This is a genomic window from Amycolatopsis sp. BJA-103, assembly GCF_002849735.1.
Classification (GTDB): domain Bacteria; phylum Actinomycetota; class Actinomycetes; order Mycobacteriales; family Pseudonocardiaceae; genus Amycolatopsis.
The window spans coordinates 7,103,121-7,117,347 of record NZ_CP017780.1; the positions used below are offsets into that span (position 1 = coordinate 7,103,121).

The following is a 14,227-nucleotide window of genomic DNA, read 5'->3' on the forward strand; positions in this document are numbered from 1 at the left end:
AGCGGTGCGGTTCAGCCTTGGCGCAGGGTGGTGACCATGGCTTCGACGGCGATTCTCGGCTTCACGTTCAGGTCGATGGCGTCGCGGCATTCCAGGACGGCTTCGAGGCGGCGCAGGATCGAGTCCGGCGCCCAGGCGGACGCGGCCTGCGAGATTTCCGAGGCGTGGTCCGGATGGTTCAGCGTCGCGCCCGCGCCGCTCGCGGTCACGAGCACGTCCCGGTAGAACGCGGCGAGGTCCACCAGCGCGAGATCGAGGGTGTCTCGCTGGGTCCGGGTCGCGCGTGACTTCTGGCGTTTCTCGAGTTGCTTCACCGCGGCTTCGGCGGCTCGTTTCGCGCCCGAGACGCCCTTTCCGATGCCGTCGCCGCCCATCGCGGTGCGGAGTTCGGAGCGCTCGGCCTCGTCGCGGACCTTGCTTTCCTCGCCCGCGTCGGCCTCGGCCGCGCTGATCAGCTGATCCGCGCAGGTGAACACATCGGACGGACGCCGCAGGCCGAGCGGGATCCGCAGCACCGTGGCCCGCCGCTGCCGGGCGGCCTCGTCGGTGGCGAGCCGCCTCGCGCGGCCGACGTGTCCACTCGAGACGGACGCGGCCCACTGCGCGCGTTCGGGATCGATGCCGTCCCGTTCCACGAGCACCTGCGCGATCGCCTCGGCGGGCGGAGTCCGCAGGGTGACCAGACGGCAGCGCGAGCGGATCGTCACCGAGACGTCGTCCGGGTGATCGGACGGCGCGCACAGCAGGAACACCGTGCGGTCCGGCGGCTCCTCGACGGCCTTCAGCAGCGCGTTCGACGCACCTTCGGTCAGCCTGTCGGCGTCTTCGATGATCACCACCTGCCACCGCCCGGTGGTCGGACGGCGAGCGGCGGACTGGACCAGCGAACGCATTTCGACGACGGAGATCGAAAGACCTTCCGGCGCGACGAGCTTGACGTCGGCGTGCGTGCCCGCGAGCACGGTGCGGCAGCCGGGGCAGGCCCCGCAGCCGGTGCCGGTGCTGCACTGCAACGCCGCCGCGAACACCCTGGCGGCGGTCGAGCGACCCGAGCCCGGCGGACCGGTCACCAGCCACGCGTGGGTCATCGCCCCCGGCGCGACAGGCTGGTTCTCGATGATCCGCGCGGCCGCCGCCGACGCCGTGGAAAGCGTGCGCGCGCCGGGCTCCTGGCCGACGAGCTGCTTCCAGACACCGATCAGCACCGGGGCTTCCGTCATCTGACCTCGACCTTTTCCTCCGCCGGGGCGAGTCCGGCGAGCCTGCCGACGAGCACCGCGCGAATCGCGGTGCGGACCCGGTCACTCACTTCGTCTTCGGTGCCTTCCGCGTCGACCACCACGTACCGGTCCGGGTCGGCGGCGGCCATTTCCGTGAGCAGATGCTGCACCCGCCACTGCGCGTCCAGCGACTCCGACTTCCGCATCACCGTGCCGGGATCGGCGTCGAGCAGGACGGTGATGTCGGGCCGCAACCTGCCGGTCGCCCAGTCGGCGAGCCCTTCGAGTTCCTGGCTGTCCAGGCCGGCGACCGCGGACAGATGCGCCAGCGGCGAGTCCACGAACCGTTCCATCACCACGACGGAACCGGCGTCGAGCGCGGGCTGGATGTCCCGTTCCACGATGTCCGCCCGCACCGCGGCGGCGGCGAGCGCCTGCGCCCGCGCACCGGTCAGCGAAGCGCCGGAGAGCAGCTTCGCGAGCCGCTGGTCGTCCAGCGCCGGGTCGGCCGCCAGCACGACCGGGCGCGTGCCCGCGCGCAGCCATTCGGCCAGCCGCTCGGCCTGGGTCTCGGTGTTGATCGCCCGCGTGCCTTCGAGCGCGATCAGCAGCCCGTTGACGCGGCGAGGGCTGCGGCGCAGGGCGTTGCGGAGATCGGCGAGGATCGGCTCGGCGCGCCTGTCGTCCATCTGCCGGTACGCGAAGATCCCGGCGAGCAGCGCGAGGACACCGCCGCCGATCATCACCGGCCGCGTGCCGTCGATCGAGATCGTGCCGCCCCACAGGCTGATCTCGGTCGTCTGGACCGCGCTGATCAGTACCGGCACCAGGATCGTCGAGCCGAACAGCACGATCTTCATCAGCGACTGGTAGATCGCGTTGATCCGGCCGCGGATGGAGTCCTCGATCCGCGAACCGATGATCGTGACACCGGTCAGGAACGCCGTCCCCGCCCAGACACCGACCGCGGCGACGGCCACCAGCGAAACCGCTAGATGCGGCGACAGCGCGACGACGACGAGACACAGGCCCGCGGCGATGATCGAGATCCCGAACAGCCGGTCGTGCGCGAGCCGCCGGGCCAGCTTCGGGGCCACGGCCATCCCCGTGGCGAGCCCGAGGAAGACGGCGAGCACGAGGAGGTTGAACGCCGCGTCACCGGCCAGCAGGCTGGACGAGTACGGCTTGGCCGAACCGATCACCGCGCCACCGGCGGCGAAAGCGCCGAACGCGCCGATCATCAGCCCGCGCACCAAGGGCGTCGTCCGCACGAAACGGGCGCCGTCGGAGATCATCTGGCGGAAGCCGAATTTCTCCTCGTCTGCGGCCTTGACCTTGGGTTTCTCGACCGAGTGGACGTTGCGCAGCGAAAGCTCGGGGATCCTGGTCGCGATCACGATCGCGCTGGTCAGGTACAGCAGGCCGGTGATGACGACGGCGACCTTCGCGATGCCGAGCTGCGCGTCGCCCTGGAAGAAGTGGAACGTGGTGTTGCTGCCGGTGAGCACGGCGTTCGCCCCGGCCGCGGTGATCACCGCGAGGCCGTAGGTCATCACCATGCCGAGCTGATTGGCCGTCTCGACCTGGTCCGGGCGGCGCAGCAGGTTCGGCACCGCCGCGTCCTTCGACGGGATCCACATCATCGCGCAGCAGCCGACCAGGAAGTTGCCGACGAACACCCACCACGGCGTGCCGACGAACGCGATCGACAGCAGGAAACCGCACCGGCCGAGGTCGCAGAGCACCATCACCTTGCGCCGGTCGAACCGGTCGGCGAGCAGCCCGCCGAGCGGGGCGAACAGCAGGCCGGGCAGCAGCGACGTCAGCACGACACCGACGAACGCGAAGTTCTGCGCGGCGTAGTTGTCGGTCAGCTTGGTGACCAGACCGGTCAGCGTCAGCAGGTTCAGCCAGTCCGCGACGCTGCACAGGTACGAGACACCCCAGATCCGGCGGAACGGCTTGATCGCCAGCACCCGCCGCACGCGGTGCATGGTGGAAGTGTCACGGCCCGCCGAACCATCCGTGCCCGCTTCGGGCACCGACTGCACGCCCTCGCTGATACGCCCACCCCACTAGTCACCGCGACGCCGGGCGCGACCCGGGTCAACGCCGAGTCCCCCGACCGTATGGCCAGGGTATCCCGATGGGTGACGTGCGGGCGGACGGCCCCGTCCGGCGCTACCGCCGGACGGGTTACCCGAAGATCCCCGCGATGCTGTTGAACAGGCTGGCCAGCAGCTGGATGGCGAGGACCGCGAAGACGATCAAAAGCGCGATCGCGATCATCACACCGGTGGTGTTCGACGACGGCTTGCCGAGCCTCGGGAGCTGCCTGGAACGCTTGGCACGCCGTATTTCGAACTCGGCCTCTTCGTCGACCTCGACCGGCTCTTCCTGCTTCAAACGACGGGGTTGGCGAAGCAGCTGAGGCGGCCTCGAGGGCCACGTGCGCTGTTGGGGCAGGATCCCGATCGGAGCAGGGCCTTGCTCACCGACCGTGCTGACGATCTTTCCCGGCGGCAGGCCGGCGGAATGCTCGGCGCCGTGGCCGTCGGCGGGCTGGTCGTCCGCGAGCATGGCCGCGTTGACCATCCTGCTCACGACTTCGGGGTCGTGCTGGACCGGTCCCGGCACCTGTACGCGGACGTCGTCGGACTCCGCCGACGAGTTCGCTTGTGCCGACGTGCCCGTCGTGACCAGCCCGGACAATGGGTCGGCGAATGTGTCGCCCGGAGGATCTGCCTGAGTGCCATCGCCTTTCACGACGTCCGGGGCATCGAAGAAGGGAGTTCCGCCCTTCCCGCTCATGGTGACCACCTCACTACGGAATGTCCTCTGCTTCCAGGGTAACCACCTCGGCCCGGCGCACATCCGCCCAATGGGCCAGATAAATATCACGCGCAGCGAGGCTGATCTTCGCATCCTCCAGCAATGGCTCGAAGAAAGAACGCCGGTACCGGGCATCTGTCGCGGTTGATGCGGCGAAGTACAAACCGGAGAAAACCGCAAGGAAAAAGGAGACATTGATCAGCGCGGAACTCACCGGAAGGGGGACACCCAGCAGTGTTCCGGGCGCCGACTCCCGGCCGGCGAACTCCGTGACGACCTCCGGCTGGAGGATCAGCACCCCGAACACGATGAAGAAGGCGAACACCAGCACCCCGAACGCCACGATCTGCACCGCCTGGGCGAAGAACAGCACCAGGGCGAGGTTCAGCCGCTCCATCTTGGACAGCGCACGCCGTCCCGGCGGTGTCGTGCCGTCGTCGTCGAACGGCGTGCCGCGCAGGACCGCCGCCCCTGGCTCCACGGTCCAGGACTTCAGCTCCTTCATCTCGTCGGACAGCATCGACGCCAGGAACACCGCGCCGATCAGGACGAGGAAGCCAGCCACCAGCCACAACCGCCCCGGGGTGAGCCGTTCCACGGCCTGCCACAGCTCCGCGGTGAAGAAGCTGAACATCACCACCAGCAGAAGCAGCGGCAACGCCCGCGACGCCAGGGAGCCGATCGCCCTGACCTGCGCGACAGCACTCCGTGCCGCCCAGGTCAGGATCGAGCCGACACCGATCCGCACCAGCAGCATCAGCACGGCCAGCGCGGCGAGGTTGACGAGCACGGCGGCCCACAGCGGGTCTTCCCACGACACCAGCCCGGCGACCCGCTCGCCGAGCGGCAGCACCAGCACCCAGAGGCCGATCGTCGCCACCATGACGGCCAACCGGACCCGGGTGCGCCGCAGCGTCCGGAGCAGCTTCGCCATCGAACGGCCGCCGACCAGCGGCACCACGACCACGGCGAACGTCAACGCCAGCACGCCGAGGACGTAGGCGAGACCGGTCTCGCGCATCCGGGCCTCGAGCACGTCCTGGGGACGTCGAGCAGCCGCACCAGCCCGGCCAGCAGCAGGTCGAGCAGGCACAGGAACATCAGGCCCGGGGTCGAGCGGCGCAGCATGCCCGCCCCTCGCCTGCGCCGGTGGATGACCATCGGCAGCCCTCGCCGCCGGAACCACGCGTCAGCCGCCCGCCGGTCCAGGTCCATGCCGCCCTCCCCCTCGTTCATCGCCCAAGACGGCTACGTCCGGCTCAAGTCCACCGCCTCGTGCAGCCAGCCCGCCAGTGCGCGGCGGTCCATTCCACCGAACATCAGCCACCCTTCGGAAGGGGCGGCGTACAACACGAACCTCCCCAGATCGTTGTCGACGATCACGAAGCCGTAGTCCGGGTACTCGGCGTTCAATCCGCCGAAGGCGACCAGATCGAGGATCGCCGTCCCGGTCCTCGGCCGGTTCAGCGTGTCCCCGACCAGGCCGACCTCCTCGTCCTGACCGGCCAACGGCACGCCGTGCTCGTCGATCCGGATGCGCATCGGGGCCACTTCACCGGCCGGGACGTGCGGGAGCCCGCCGAAGACCCGCGCGCCCAGCTCGCCGAAGTCGCTCAGGCTGAACGTGGTCCGCCGCCCGGACCGCATCCGCCAGACCGCCGCCTGATGCCCGTCGCCGTAGCAGTCGACCCGCACCGCGCGGGGCTCGGACGCGAAGACGCCGGTGAGGACGCCTCGCACCGAACCGCGCAGCATCACGCCGTGCATCTGGACCGCGGCGGGAAGGATCTCGCCGTTCTCCATCAGCCCGGCCTCTTCGAGCATCGCCGCCTTGGCCGCGTACCGCTCGGCCTGGGTGACGAGATCCGCGGGCTCGTCGTAGGACGGGCACAGGCGGCGGATCTCGTCGTCGGTGATCTCCGGGTCGTAGCCCAGGTACACGCTCCGTCGCTCGGGCACCGCGCGCAGCACCGGCTCGGCGGCGCGCTTCATCAGTTCCTTCACCGTCGCCGGTTCACGCATGGTTCTGCACCGCCTTCACGATCCACTGTTCGGCCATCGACCGGGTGGCCGGACCCCAGGTGAGCGTCCAGCGGCCGTCGGCGTCCATCGCCGCGCTGAACTGGTACCGGCCGAGGTCGTTGTCCACCAAGCCGAAAGCGCCGTGCGGGTACTCGGCGAGGATGGAGTTCCGCACCGCGAGATCGACGAGGACCGTGCCGTGCCTCGGCCGCGAAGCGCCCGCGCGGATCACCTCGACGGCCTCTCGTGCCCGCAGCGGGATCAGCCCGCCCGCGTCCGTCTCGATGCGCACGGTCTCGCCGGGACCCGGCGGATGGTCGGGCAGCCCGTCGAACACCCAGCCCGGCAGCGCGCTGAGGAAACCGGACCGCAGCCGCGCTCGCCTGCCGAGCTTGTTCAGCACCGTGGTGTAGTCCTCGTCACCGAAGAACCGGACCTCCCACGGCTCCGCACGCGACGGGAAGACCCCGGTCACCACGCCGCGGATGAACCCGCCGCGCAGCGCGCGATACAGCCCGACGGCCTCGGGCGTGACCTCACCACCGGGGGCCAGCCCGATCGTCGCCATCCCGCTCACGAACCGGGTGTACTGCTCCACCTCCTCGGCCAGGGTGAGCCCTGGAGTCGGCTCCTCGTCGGCCAGCACCGGCGGCACGGCGAGTTCGGGATCGTAGAACTCCATCACCGAGGGACGCTCCGGAACCTCGGCTGCCAGCGGGGCGATGACCTCGTCGATGACGTCGAAGACAGCGGTCGTTGAAGTGCTCACCTGACCATTGAACACCCTGGTACCGACAATTTTTAGAACTTTTGTTCGAACGGGTGAGGTCGGTCGGTGAGCGGTCGGCGAACGGTCCGGAGGCGGTGTTCCACGATCGACTGGAGGGGAGAACGACGAACGTGTCGGCCTCGCGACGGGTGTCGCGACGGGCCGGGGTCGTGAGTGGCGATTCGGGTCCCCTTGAGCGGGAAGCCCAACGTGTCGTGCCCGGACGGGATGGGCGTTCACGCGTGATTAGGCGGCGATCACGTGTGATTGGAGGCGGATCTCGCGTGATTGGGCGGGCGGGTGAGGGATCGAGGCGGACGAGCTGGTCGTAGAGGGCGTGGACCTGCGACCAGTCGGTGTCGCGCACGTCGCGGGCGGAGGTGTGCACGGCGTTGATCGCGGCGAGGATCTGGTAGCGCCCCGGGGCCACGCCGGCGGCGGCCGCGGCGAGGCGTTCGCGCACCAGCCGGTGGCCCTCGGCGATCAGCCGTTCGTTGAACGCGCTGATGGGCGGGCTCCCGGTCCGTGCTGCCGGGATCGCTCTTGTCGTCGATCACGGAAACCGGGTACTGCATTCCGGGGATCACCTCCTGTGGTGTCGGGACGGCGCGCTTCAGGCAGTTGCATACCGCGGACGCCCGGCCGGCCGGTAGACCTGGATCGTCACGCCCTTCGAGTCGGTTCGCGACTCGGTCAGGTCGAGTGCGAGATCCGGGCCGTTCTCCGGGAACAGGCGCGCGCCCTGGCCGACGATCACCGGGATGACGATCAGGGTGAGCTCGTCGACCAGCTCGTGCTCCAGCAGCCACCGGATCAGGGTGCCGCTGCCGTGCACCTGCAGCTCACCGCCCGGCTTGGCCTTCAGGTCCGCGATGGCGTTCGCGAGGTCGCCGGACAGGAGGGTGGTGCCCGACCACGCCGGCTCGGTGAGCGTGGTCGACGCCACGTACTTCGGCCGCGCGTTCAACGCCCGCAGGACAGGCTCCCAGCCAGGGATGTCCTGGGCCGTCATGGTTCCCCACGAGCCGGCGAACAGCTCGTAGGTCCGGCGGCCGAACAGGAACGCGTCGGCGCGCTCGTAGGTCCGGTTGATGAACGCCACGGTCTCGGCGTCACCCTTCCCCCTTGCCCATCCGCCGCGCTCGAAGCCGTTCCTGCGGTCCTCGTCCGACGCACCGCCGTTTCCCTGCGTGACTCCGTCGAGGGTGATCTGGGTGATGGTCGTCAGCTTCATGAGCGGTTCCTTCGCCTCGGCGCCGCCCCTCGCGGGCGGCCTCACCCTTTCTACGAACGCCCCCGCCCCGATCCGACACCTCCTCCCGGATTTCTTCGGAGAACTTTCGGGGGACATGAGAACGGCCCGTCCCCTGCTCATCGCAGGAAACGGGCCGTTCGTGGTGACCTGGGCGCGCTACTTCGTCTTCGTGGCCGTCGAGCGCGCAGCGGGCTTCTTGGCCGCAGTCGTCTTCGCCGCCGTCGACTTGGTCGCGGTGGTCTTCTTGGCCGCGGTCGTCTTGGCGGCCGCGGGCTTCCGCGCCGGAGCCTTGCGCTTGGGCGCGGGGCCCTTCGCACGCTTCTCCGCCAGCAGTTCGGCACCGCGTTCGGCGGTCAGCTCCTCGATGCTGTCCGACTTCCGCAGCGTCGCGTTGTACTCTCCGTCGGTCACGTACGGACCGAAGCGGCCGTCCTTGACCACCATCGGCTTACCCGACACCGGGTCGTCGCCCAGTTCCTTGAGCGGCGGCTTCGCGGTCGCGGACCGGCCACGCTGCTTCGGCTCCGAGTAGATCTTCAGCGCCTCTTCGAGCGTGACCGAGAACAGCTGGTCCTCGGTGGTGAGCGAACGCGAGTCCGTACCCTTTTTCAGGTACGGCCCGTAGCGCCCGTTCTGCGCGGTGATCTCGTCGCCGGATTCCGGGTCCTTGCCGACCACACGCGGAAGCGAAAGCAGCTTCAGCGCGTCTTCGAGGTTCATCGTCTCGATCGACATGGACTTGAACAGCGAACCCGTACGCGGCTTCGGCTGCTTCGCCTTCGCGGCCTTCTTCTGCGCGGCTGTCGCGCCTTCGGGCAGCGGCTCCGGCTCGGGCAGGAGCTCGGTGACGTACGGGCCGAAGCGGCCTTCCTTCGCCACGATCTCGTGTCCGCTGACCGGATCCTTGCCGAGGACACGGCCTTCCTGCGGAGTCGCGAACAGCTTCTCGGCGAGTTCCAGGGTCAGCTCGTCCGGCGGCAGGTCCTCGGGCAGGTTCGCCCGCTGCGACGTGCCGTCGACCTCGCGCTCGAGGTACGGGCCGTAGCGGCCGACGCGCACGACGACGGTGTGGCCCTCGGGGTCGCTGAACAGCGGGATCGAGTTGATCTCGCGGGCGTCGATGTCCTCGACGCCGGAACCGACCAGCTTCTTCAGCCCGCCGAGGCGGCCGACGGAACCGTCGACGCCCATGTCGCCGCCGAAGTAGAACTTCGACAGCCACTGCGTGCGGTGCTCGTCACCGGCGGCGATGCGGTCGAGTTCGTCCTCCATGCCGGCGGTGAAGTCGTAGTCGACCAGCCGCTCGAAGTGCCGCTCCATCAGGCCGATCACGGCGAAGGCGACCCAGGAGGGCACCAGTGCGGAACCCTTCTTCCACACGTAGCCGCGGTCCTGGATGGTCTTGATGATCGACGCGTACGTCGACGGGCGGCCGATGCCCAGCTCTTCCATCTTGCTGACCAGGCTCGGCTCCGAGTACCGCGCCGGCGGCGACGTGGTGTGCCCGTCCGGGCTCAGCTCGGTCGCGGTCAGCGCCTGGTCCTTGACCAGCTGCGGGAGACGGCTCTGCTTGTCGTCCGCCTCACCACCGCTCTCGGTGTCGACGGCCTCGACGTACGCCTTGAGGAACCCGGCGAAGGTGATCGTGCGACCCGAAGAGGCGAAGGTGACCTCTTCGCCGCTGGTGGCGGTGCCGACGATGCGCACCGACATCGTGGTGCCCTTCGCGTCCGCCATCTGCGACGCGATCGTGCGCTGCCAGATCATCTCGTAGAGGCGGTACTCGTCGGTGTCCAGATCCTTCGCGACCTGGCCCGGCGTGCGGAAGACCTCGCCCGAGGGACGGATCGCCTCGTGGGCTTCCTGCGCGTTCTTCACCTTGCGCGTGTACTGGCGCGGCGACGGCGAGACGTATTCCTTGCCGTACAGCTGCGTCGCCTGGCTGCGCGCCGCCGAGATCGCCGACTCCGACAGCGTCGTGGAGTCGGTACGCATATAAGTGATGTAACCGTTCTCGTACAGCTTCTGCGCGATCCGCATGGTGCGCTCGGAGGTGAACCGCAGCTTGCGGCCCGCCTCCTGCTGCAGGGTCGAGGTCATGAAGGGCGCGTACGGCTTCCGCGTGTACGGCTTCTCTTCGACGCTCGCGACCTTGAAGTCACGGTTCTTCAGTCCCTCGGCCAGCCGGACCGCGTCGGCCTCGGCCAGCACGCGGATCTCGGTGTTCGAGGAGGTGCCGGTCTTGAGCTGCCCGTCCGAGCCGAAGTCACGGCCGGTGGCCAGGCGCGCGCCGTCGACGGCGATCATCCGCGCCGGGAAGTTCCGCGGCGACGCCTCGGCGCCCGCGTCCATCGTCGCCGAGATGTCCCAGTACGACGCCGAGGTGAAGCGCATGCGCTCGCGCTCCCGCTCGACCACGATCCGGGTCGCCACGGACTGCACGCGGCCCGCCGAAAGCTTCGGCATGACCTTCTTCCACAGCACGGGTGAGACCTCGTAGCCGTAGAGCCGGTCCAGGATGCGGCGGGTCTCCTGCGCGTCGACCAGGTCGCCGTCGAGTTCACGGGTGCTGTCGGCCGCGGCGCGGATCGCCTGCTCGGTGACCTCGTGGAAGACCATCCGGCGGACCGGGACCTTCGGCTTGAGGGTCTCCAGCAGATGCCACGCGATGGCTTCGCCCTCGCGGTCGGGGTCCGTCGCGAGGTAGAGCTCGTCGACGTCCTTCAACAGGCTCTTCAGCTCGGTGACCTTGGACTTCTTGTCCGGCGTGACGACGTACAGCGCCTTGAAGTCGTTGTCGACGTCGACACCCAGCCGCGCCCACGACTCACCCTTGTACTGGGCGGGCACGTCGGCCGCGCCGCGGGGAAGGTCGCGGATGTGCCCGACGGAGGACTCCACGACGTAGTTGACGCCGAGGTACGGGGCGATCTTGCGGGCCTTGGTCGGCGACTCGACGATCACCAGCCGACGACGGCCCGCGCCGTCGTCCGACGCCGCGGTCTTCTTCGTCCGTGCTCCTGCCACGCTGTCCTGCTCTCCGCTCATCTTCGGCGCCTTCGCGCCGCCTCTCGACCCGTCAGTGTGCACGCTCGCACCGCCCGGACCACGTCTAGGTGGCACAACACGCCGCCGATCGTGTGTCCAGCGCATCGCCGCTGACCTCGCCGATGTTTCCTTTCAACACCTAGCACGTGATGTCGGACACGTCCGCCTGGGGTACCGCGTGACGGGGTGAACACCCTCCGTTCGACGGTGGTGTCTCCCCCTCCGCCAACGCTTCACTTGATACCCACGCCGACCCGAAAGGACTCCACGTGACCCGACGACTCCTCGGCACACTGTTCGCCATGCTGACCGCATCCGCCCTGGTCGGAACCGCCCCGGCGGAAGCGGCGACGACCACTTTCGCCGGAACCGTGGCGCTGTCGAACTGCTCCGGGTCGGTGGTCAAACCGCCCGCGGCGAGCCTCGACGACCCCGCCCTCGTCATGTCCAACGGGCACTGCCTCCAAGAAGGTTTCCCAGACCCAGGAGAAGTAGTCGTCAACCAGCCTTCGTCACGGACCTTCAGCCTGCTGTCCAAGGACGGGCGTTCGTCCCTGGGCACGCTCAAGGCGAAGAAGCTGCTCTACGCGACGATGACCGACACGGATGTGTCGCTCTACCAGCTCAACACCAGCTACGCCAAGATCCAGGCGACCTACGGTATCGCCCCGCTGACCCTCTCGCCGACCCGTCCGTCGGCGGGCGTCGCGATGGACGTGGTCTCGGGGTACTGGAAGAAGATCTACTCCTGCAACATCGACGGCTTCGTCCACGAGCTGCGCGAGGCGAACTGGGTCTGGAAGGACTCGATCAGGTACACCCCGGCGTGCAAGACGATCGGCGGGACCTCGGGGTCGCCGATCATCGAGACCTCGACGGGCAAGGTCGTCGGCGTCAACAACACCGGCAACGAAAGCGGTCAGCGGTGCACGATGAACAACCCGTGCGAGGTCGACGCCGCGGGGAACGTCACCGTGCGGAAGGGCATCAACTACGGGGAGCAGACCTACCAGCTGACCTCCTGCCTTTCGCGTAGTGAGCTGGACCTGTCGAACCCGAACTGCAAGGCGCCCAAGCCCTGATGTCTCGCTCCTGAAGTGCAATGAAAGTCCCCTTCATTGCAAAATTTGCAATGAAGGGGACTTTCATTGCACTTGGTGAGGCTCAACCGGCGCGCACCACGGGCACCAAGCTGGGCCAAGCGGGCTCCGCCCCCACCGGCGCGTCCCCGATCAGCTCCAGCACGTGCGCCAGCCGCCGGCGTCCGGTGACCCGCAGCAACGCCTCGTCGCCGCGCAGCGCCTTCGCCGGGACGCCCAGCTGGGCCAGCGCCGTGATCAGGCGTTCGTGCGTCTCCGGCGCCTCCGGATCGAGCGCGAGCAGGTAGCCGTTGCCCTGGGGGCTGCCCGCCGCCAGGGCCCACATCCTCAGCATCGCCCCGTCGAGCCGGAACCCGTCCGGCAAGACCTTCTTCTCACCACTGCTCCAGCGCTGCTCCAACGGCAGCAGATCGACCCGGAACGGCGTTCTCACGAGCGGCCGCCCGCATTCGGCGGCCGAGACCTGCGCCTCGGCGCCACGGCGGCGGCATTCCCTGGCGAGGGCACCGGCCCGCCACGGCTCGTCGACCACGGCGGACAGCCGTGCCGCCGTCCGCCCGAAGCCCGTCATCCGCCCGGGCCCGCACAGCACACCGGCGAGGTCGGCGAGCCCCGGCCCGCTCGCCTCCGCCGAGAAGAGCGAGATCGTCCCGTCCACCCCGACACAATAGAACACAAGTTCGAGTCATGGCCAGTGATAGCGCGGTGACTCAGCGCGGTTGCTTGACCAATTCCTGGCAAACCGGGATCCGGCTGCTCGCCGAAGCGAGCTGAGGCACGTCGTTAAGGCCCCTGAGAAGGTCGAGACGGTCGAGTTCGTCGAGCGACGTCCTAGCATCGCGAAGCGCCGTCTTCGTCGCTTCGGCGTCGGCTGAGGAGTCGAGGCGGTGCCGGACGTCGTCGGCGCGCACGCGGATGCCGTCGAGCTGGGCTACGGCGGCCGCGCGCGAGGCGTCACCGCCGGCGATCGGGGACGGGCCTAGGCCCTTGAGCGCGGACGAGGTGCGGTTCAGTCCCTCGACCACCGAGACCATCAGCTCGCTCGAGGTCCGGGACGCCTGCTGGGGCGTGCTCGGATCGACGCTGGGCAACGTGGCCAGCGTCCGTACGAGGCCACCTGCCGCGCCGCAGTATCCCTCCGCCCAGGCGGAGGTGGGGTCGGCCTGCGACGCGCTGACCGTCGCGAGACCTTCTTGTCTGGCGTGGGAAGTCACCGCGGGCTGCTGCCCGCACCCGGCGAGGCCGAGCCCGATACCTGTTGCTAGCGCGGCAAGGACGGTGAACCGCGGCCGCACAAAACACCTCCCGACCCGACGACTTCCCGGCTGGCCCCCGACGGTACCGATACCGGGGGGCATTGCAAATCGCCGGGCGATCAACACGGCGAAAAGAATGGTCAGGAGGGCAACTTCTTGCAGTTCGGGGCCTGTTCGGCCAGTGCCTTCAGCGACGCGTTCGTTTCCAGCTGCTGGAACGGGTCGGGCATGTCGTTGATGTTCGACCCGATCTGCCGGAACGCGAGCCCGGCCTCCGCCGTGGCGGCTTTGTCGTCCTTCGGCGCGGCGTCCAATTTGGCCTTCGCGGAGACGACCTGGTCGCGGATCGGCGTCAGCGCGTCGACGATGCTCTTGCGCGCGGCCTCGGCTTCCGGGCTCGGCGCCTGAGCGAGTCCGTTGAGGCCGGTGACGGCGTTGTCGAAACCTGGGGCGAACACACGGAAGGCTTCGTCCATCGCGTTCCGGGCGTTCGCGACGTCGCCCTGCTCGAAGTCGGGCATCCTGAACTCGCCGATCTTGGCGAAGTCGATCAGCGAACCGCAGAAACCGTCCATCCAGGACGTTCCGGCGGCGGGGGCGGGAGAAGAAGGTGCCGCGGCGGGAGTTTCGGCGCCGCCACAGCCCGCCAGCAGGAAAGCGGCGGCGAACAAGGTGAGCGAACGCCTCATGGCAGGGACTCCCCGGATCGGGATCAGTGTGACGCG

13 protein-coding genes and 1 pseudogene are annotated in these 14,227 nt (G+C 68.9%); 1 reads left to right on the forward strand and 13 read right to left on the reverse strand.

The features are described from left to right. Positions 1-11: 11 nt before the first annotated feature. The 10 genes and pseudogenes from BKN51_RS31545 to topA form a co-directional block, all read right to left on the reverse strand. Positions 12-1,220, reverse strand: coding sequence for a DNA polymerase III subunit delta' (locus BKN51_RS31545; protein ID WP_101611096.1), 1,209 nt, complete (start codon positions 1,218-1,220; stop codon positions 12-14). Continuing rightward, entirely contained in the window at positions 1,217-3,271 is a 2,055-nt protein-coding gene (locus BKN51_RS31550) for a bifunctional MFS transporter/dTMP kinase (protein ID WP_101611097.1), read from the reverse strand. The genes BKN51_RS31545 and BKN51_RS31550 overlap by 4 nt, the downstream gene beginning before the upstream one ends. Before the next feature lie 145 nt (positions 3,272-3,416). Then, positions 3,417-4,031, reverse strand: coding sequence for a hypothetical protein (locus tag BKN51_RS31555; protein ID WP_233222927.1), 615 nt, complete (start codon positions 4,029-4,031; stop codon positions 3,417-3,419). A gap of 13 nt (positions 4,032-4,044) precedes the next feature. Continuing rightward, positions 4,045-5,073 carry a hypothetical protein gene (locus BKN51_RS31560; RefSeq protein WP_233222926.1) on the reverse strand — a complete coding sequence of 343 codons (1,029 nt, stop codon included), beginning with the start codon at positions 5,071-5,073 and terminating at the stop codon, positions 4,045-4,047. Next, positions 5,028-5,288 carry a hypothetical protein gene (locus BKN51_RS44530; protein WP_233222925.1) on the reverse strand — a complete coding sequence of 87 codons (261 nt, stop codon included), beginning with the start codon at positions 5,286-5,288 and terminating at the stop codon, positions 5,028-5,030. Before BKN51_RS44530 ends, BKN51_RS31560 begins: the two co-directional genes overlap by 46 nt. A gap of 12 nt (positions 5,289-5,300) precedes the next feature. Continuing rightward, positions 5,301-6,074 carry an ESX secretion-associated protein EspG gene (locus tag BKN51_RS31565; RefSeq protein WP_101611099.1) on the reverse strand — a complete coding sequence of 258 codons (774 nt, stop codon included), beginning with the start codon at positions 6,072-6,074 and terminating at the stop codon, positions 5,301-5,303. Beyond that, entirely contained in the window at positions 6,067-6,858 is a 792-nt protein-coding gene (locus tag BKN51_RS31570; RefSeq protein WP_101611100.1) for an ESX secretion-associated protein EspG, read from the reverse strand. The genes BKN51_RS31565 and BKN51_RS31570 overlap by 8 nt, the downstream gene beginning before the upstream one ends. A gap of 265 nt (positions 6,859-7,123) precedes the next feature. Continuing rightward, positions 7,124-7,345, reverse strand: a pseudogene (locus tag BKN51_RS44535) (RNA polymerase sigma factor); the annotation flags it as partial. 111 nt (positions 7,346-7,456) lie between these two features. After that, positions 7,457-8,077, reverse strand: a complete 621-nt coding sequence (locus tag BKN51_RS31580; protein ID WP_101613568.1) for a dihydrofolate reductase family protein — start codon at positions 8,075-8,077, stop codon at positions 7,457-7,459. 177 nt (positions 8,078-8,254) lie between these two features. Next, on the reverse strand, positions 8,255-11,146 hold the full coding sequence (gene topA / locus BKN51_RS31585) for a type I DNA topoisomerase (RefSeq protein WP_174720475.1): 2,892 nt from the start codon (positions 11,144-11,146) through the stop codon (positions 8,255-8,257). Between the two features lie 269 nt (positions 11,147-11,415). On the opposite strand from topA, the gene BKN51_RS31590 reads away from it, so the two are divergent. Further along, entirely contained in the window at positions 11,416-12,228 is an 813-nt protein-coding gene (locus tag BKN51_RS31590; protein ID WP_101611101.1) for a S1 family peptidase, read from the forward strand. Positions 12,229-12,310: 82 nt separating this feature from the next. Here the strand turns inward: BKN51_RS31590 and BKN51_RS31595 are convergent, their stop codons facing one another. The 3 genes from BKN51_RS31595 to BKN51_RS31605 all read right to left on the reverse strand — a co-directional run bounded on the left by BKN51_RS31595 (position 12,311) and on the right by BKN51_RS31605 (position 14,191). After that, positions 12,311-12,922 carry a hypothetical protein gene (locus BKN51_RS31595; RefSeq protein ID WP_101611102.1) on the reverse strand — a complete coding sequence of 204 codons (612 nt, stop codon included), beginning with the start codon at positions 12,920-12,922 and terminating at the stop codon, positions 12,311-12,313. A gap of 34 nt (positions 12,923-12,956) precedes the next feature. Next, positions 12,957-13,541 (reverse strand): hypothetical protein, encoded by a 585-nt coding sequence (locus tag BKN51_RS31600; RefSeq protein ID WP_101611103.1) that lies wholly within the window; start codon positions 13,539-13,541, stop codon positions 12,957-12,959. Positions 13,542-13,642: 101 nt separating this feature from the next. Beyond that, entirely contained in the window at positions 13,643-14,191 is a 549-nt protein-coding gene (locus BKN51_RS31605; RefSeq protein WP_233222923.1) for a hypothetical protein, read from the reverse strand. Between the last annotated feature and the right edge of the window lie 36 nt (positions 14,192-14,227).

Bases quoted from the DNA above. Each gene is read 5' to 3' on its own strand.
- BKN51_RS31545 (WP_101611096.1), bottom strand. From the start codon at position 1,220: ATGACGGAAGCCCCGGTGCTGATCGGTGTCTGGAAGCAGCTCGTCGGC.
- BKN51_RS31555 (WP_233222927.1), bottom strand. From the start codon at position 4,031: ATGAGCGGGAAGGGCGGAACTCCCTTCTTCGATGCCCCGGACGTCGTG.
- BKN51_RS31560 (WP_233222926.1), bottom strand. From the start codon at position 5,073: ATGCGCGAGACCGGTCTCGCCTACGTCCTCGGCGTGCTGGCGTTGACG.
- BKN51_RS44530 (WP_233222925.1), bottom strand. From the start codon at position 5,288: ATGAACGAGGGGGAGGGCGGCATGGACCTGGACCGGCGGGCGGCTGAC.
- BKN51_RS31565 (WP_101611099.1), bottom strand. From the start codon at position 6,074: ATGCGTGAACCGGCGACGGTGAAGGAACTGATGAAGCGCGCCGCCGAG.
- BKN51_RS31580 (WP_101613568.1), bottom strand. From the start codon at position 8,077: ATGAAGCTGACGACCATCACCCAGATCACCCTCGACGGAGTCACGCAG.
- topA (WP_174720475.1), bottom strand. From the start codon at position 11,146: ATGAGCGGAGAGCAGGACAGCGTGGCAGGAGCACGGACGAAGAAGACC.
- BKN51_RS31605 (WP_233222923.1), bottom strand. From the start codon at position 14,191: ATGAGGCGTTCGCTCACCTTGTTCGCCGCCGCTTTCCTGCTGGCGGGC.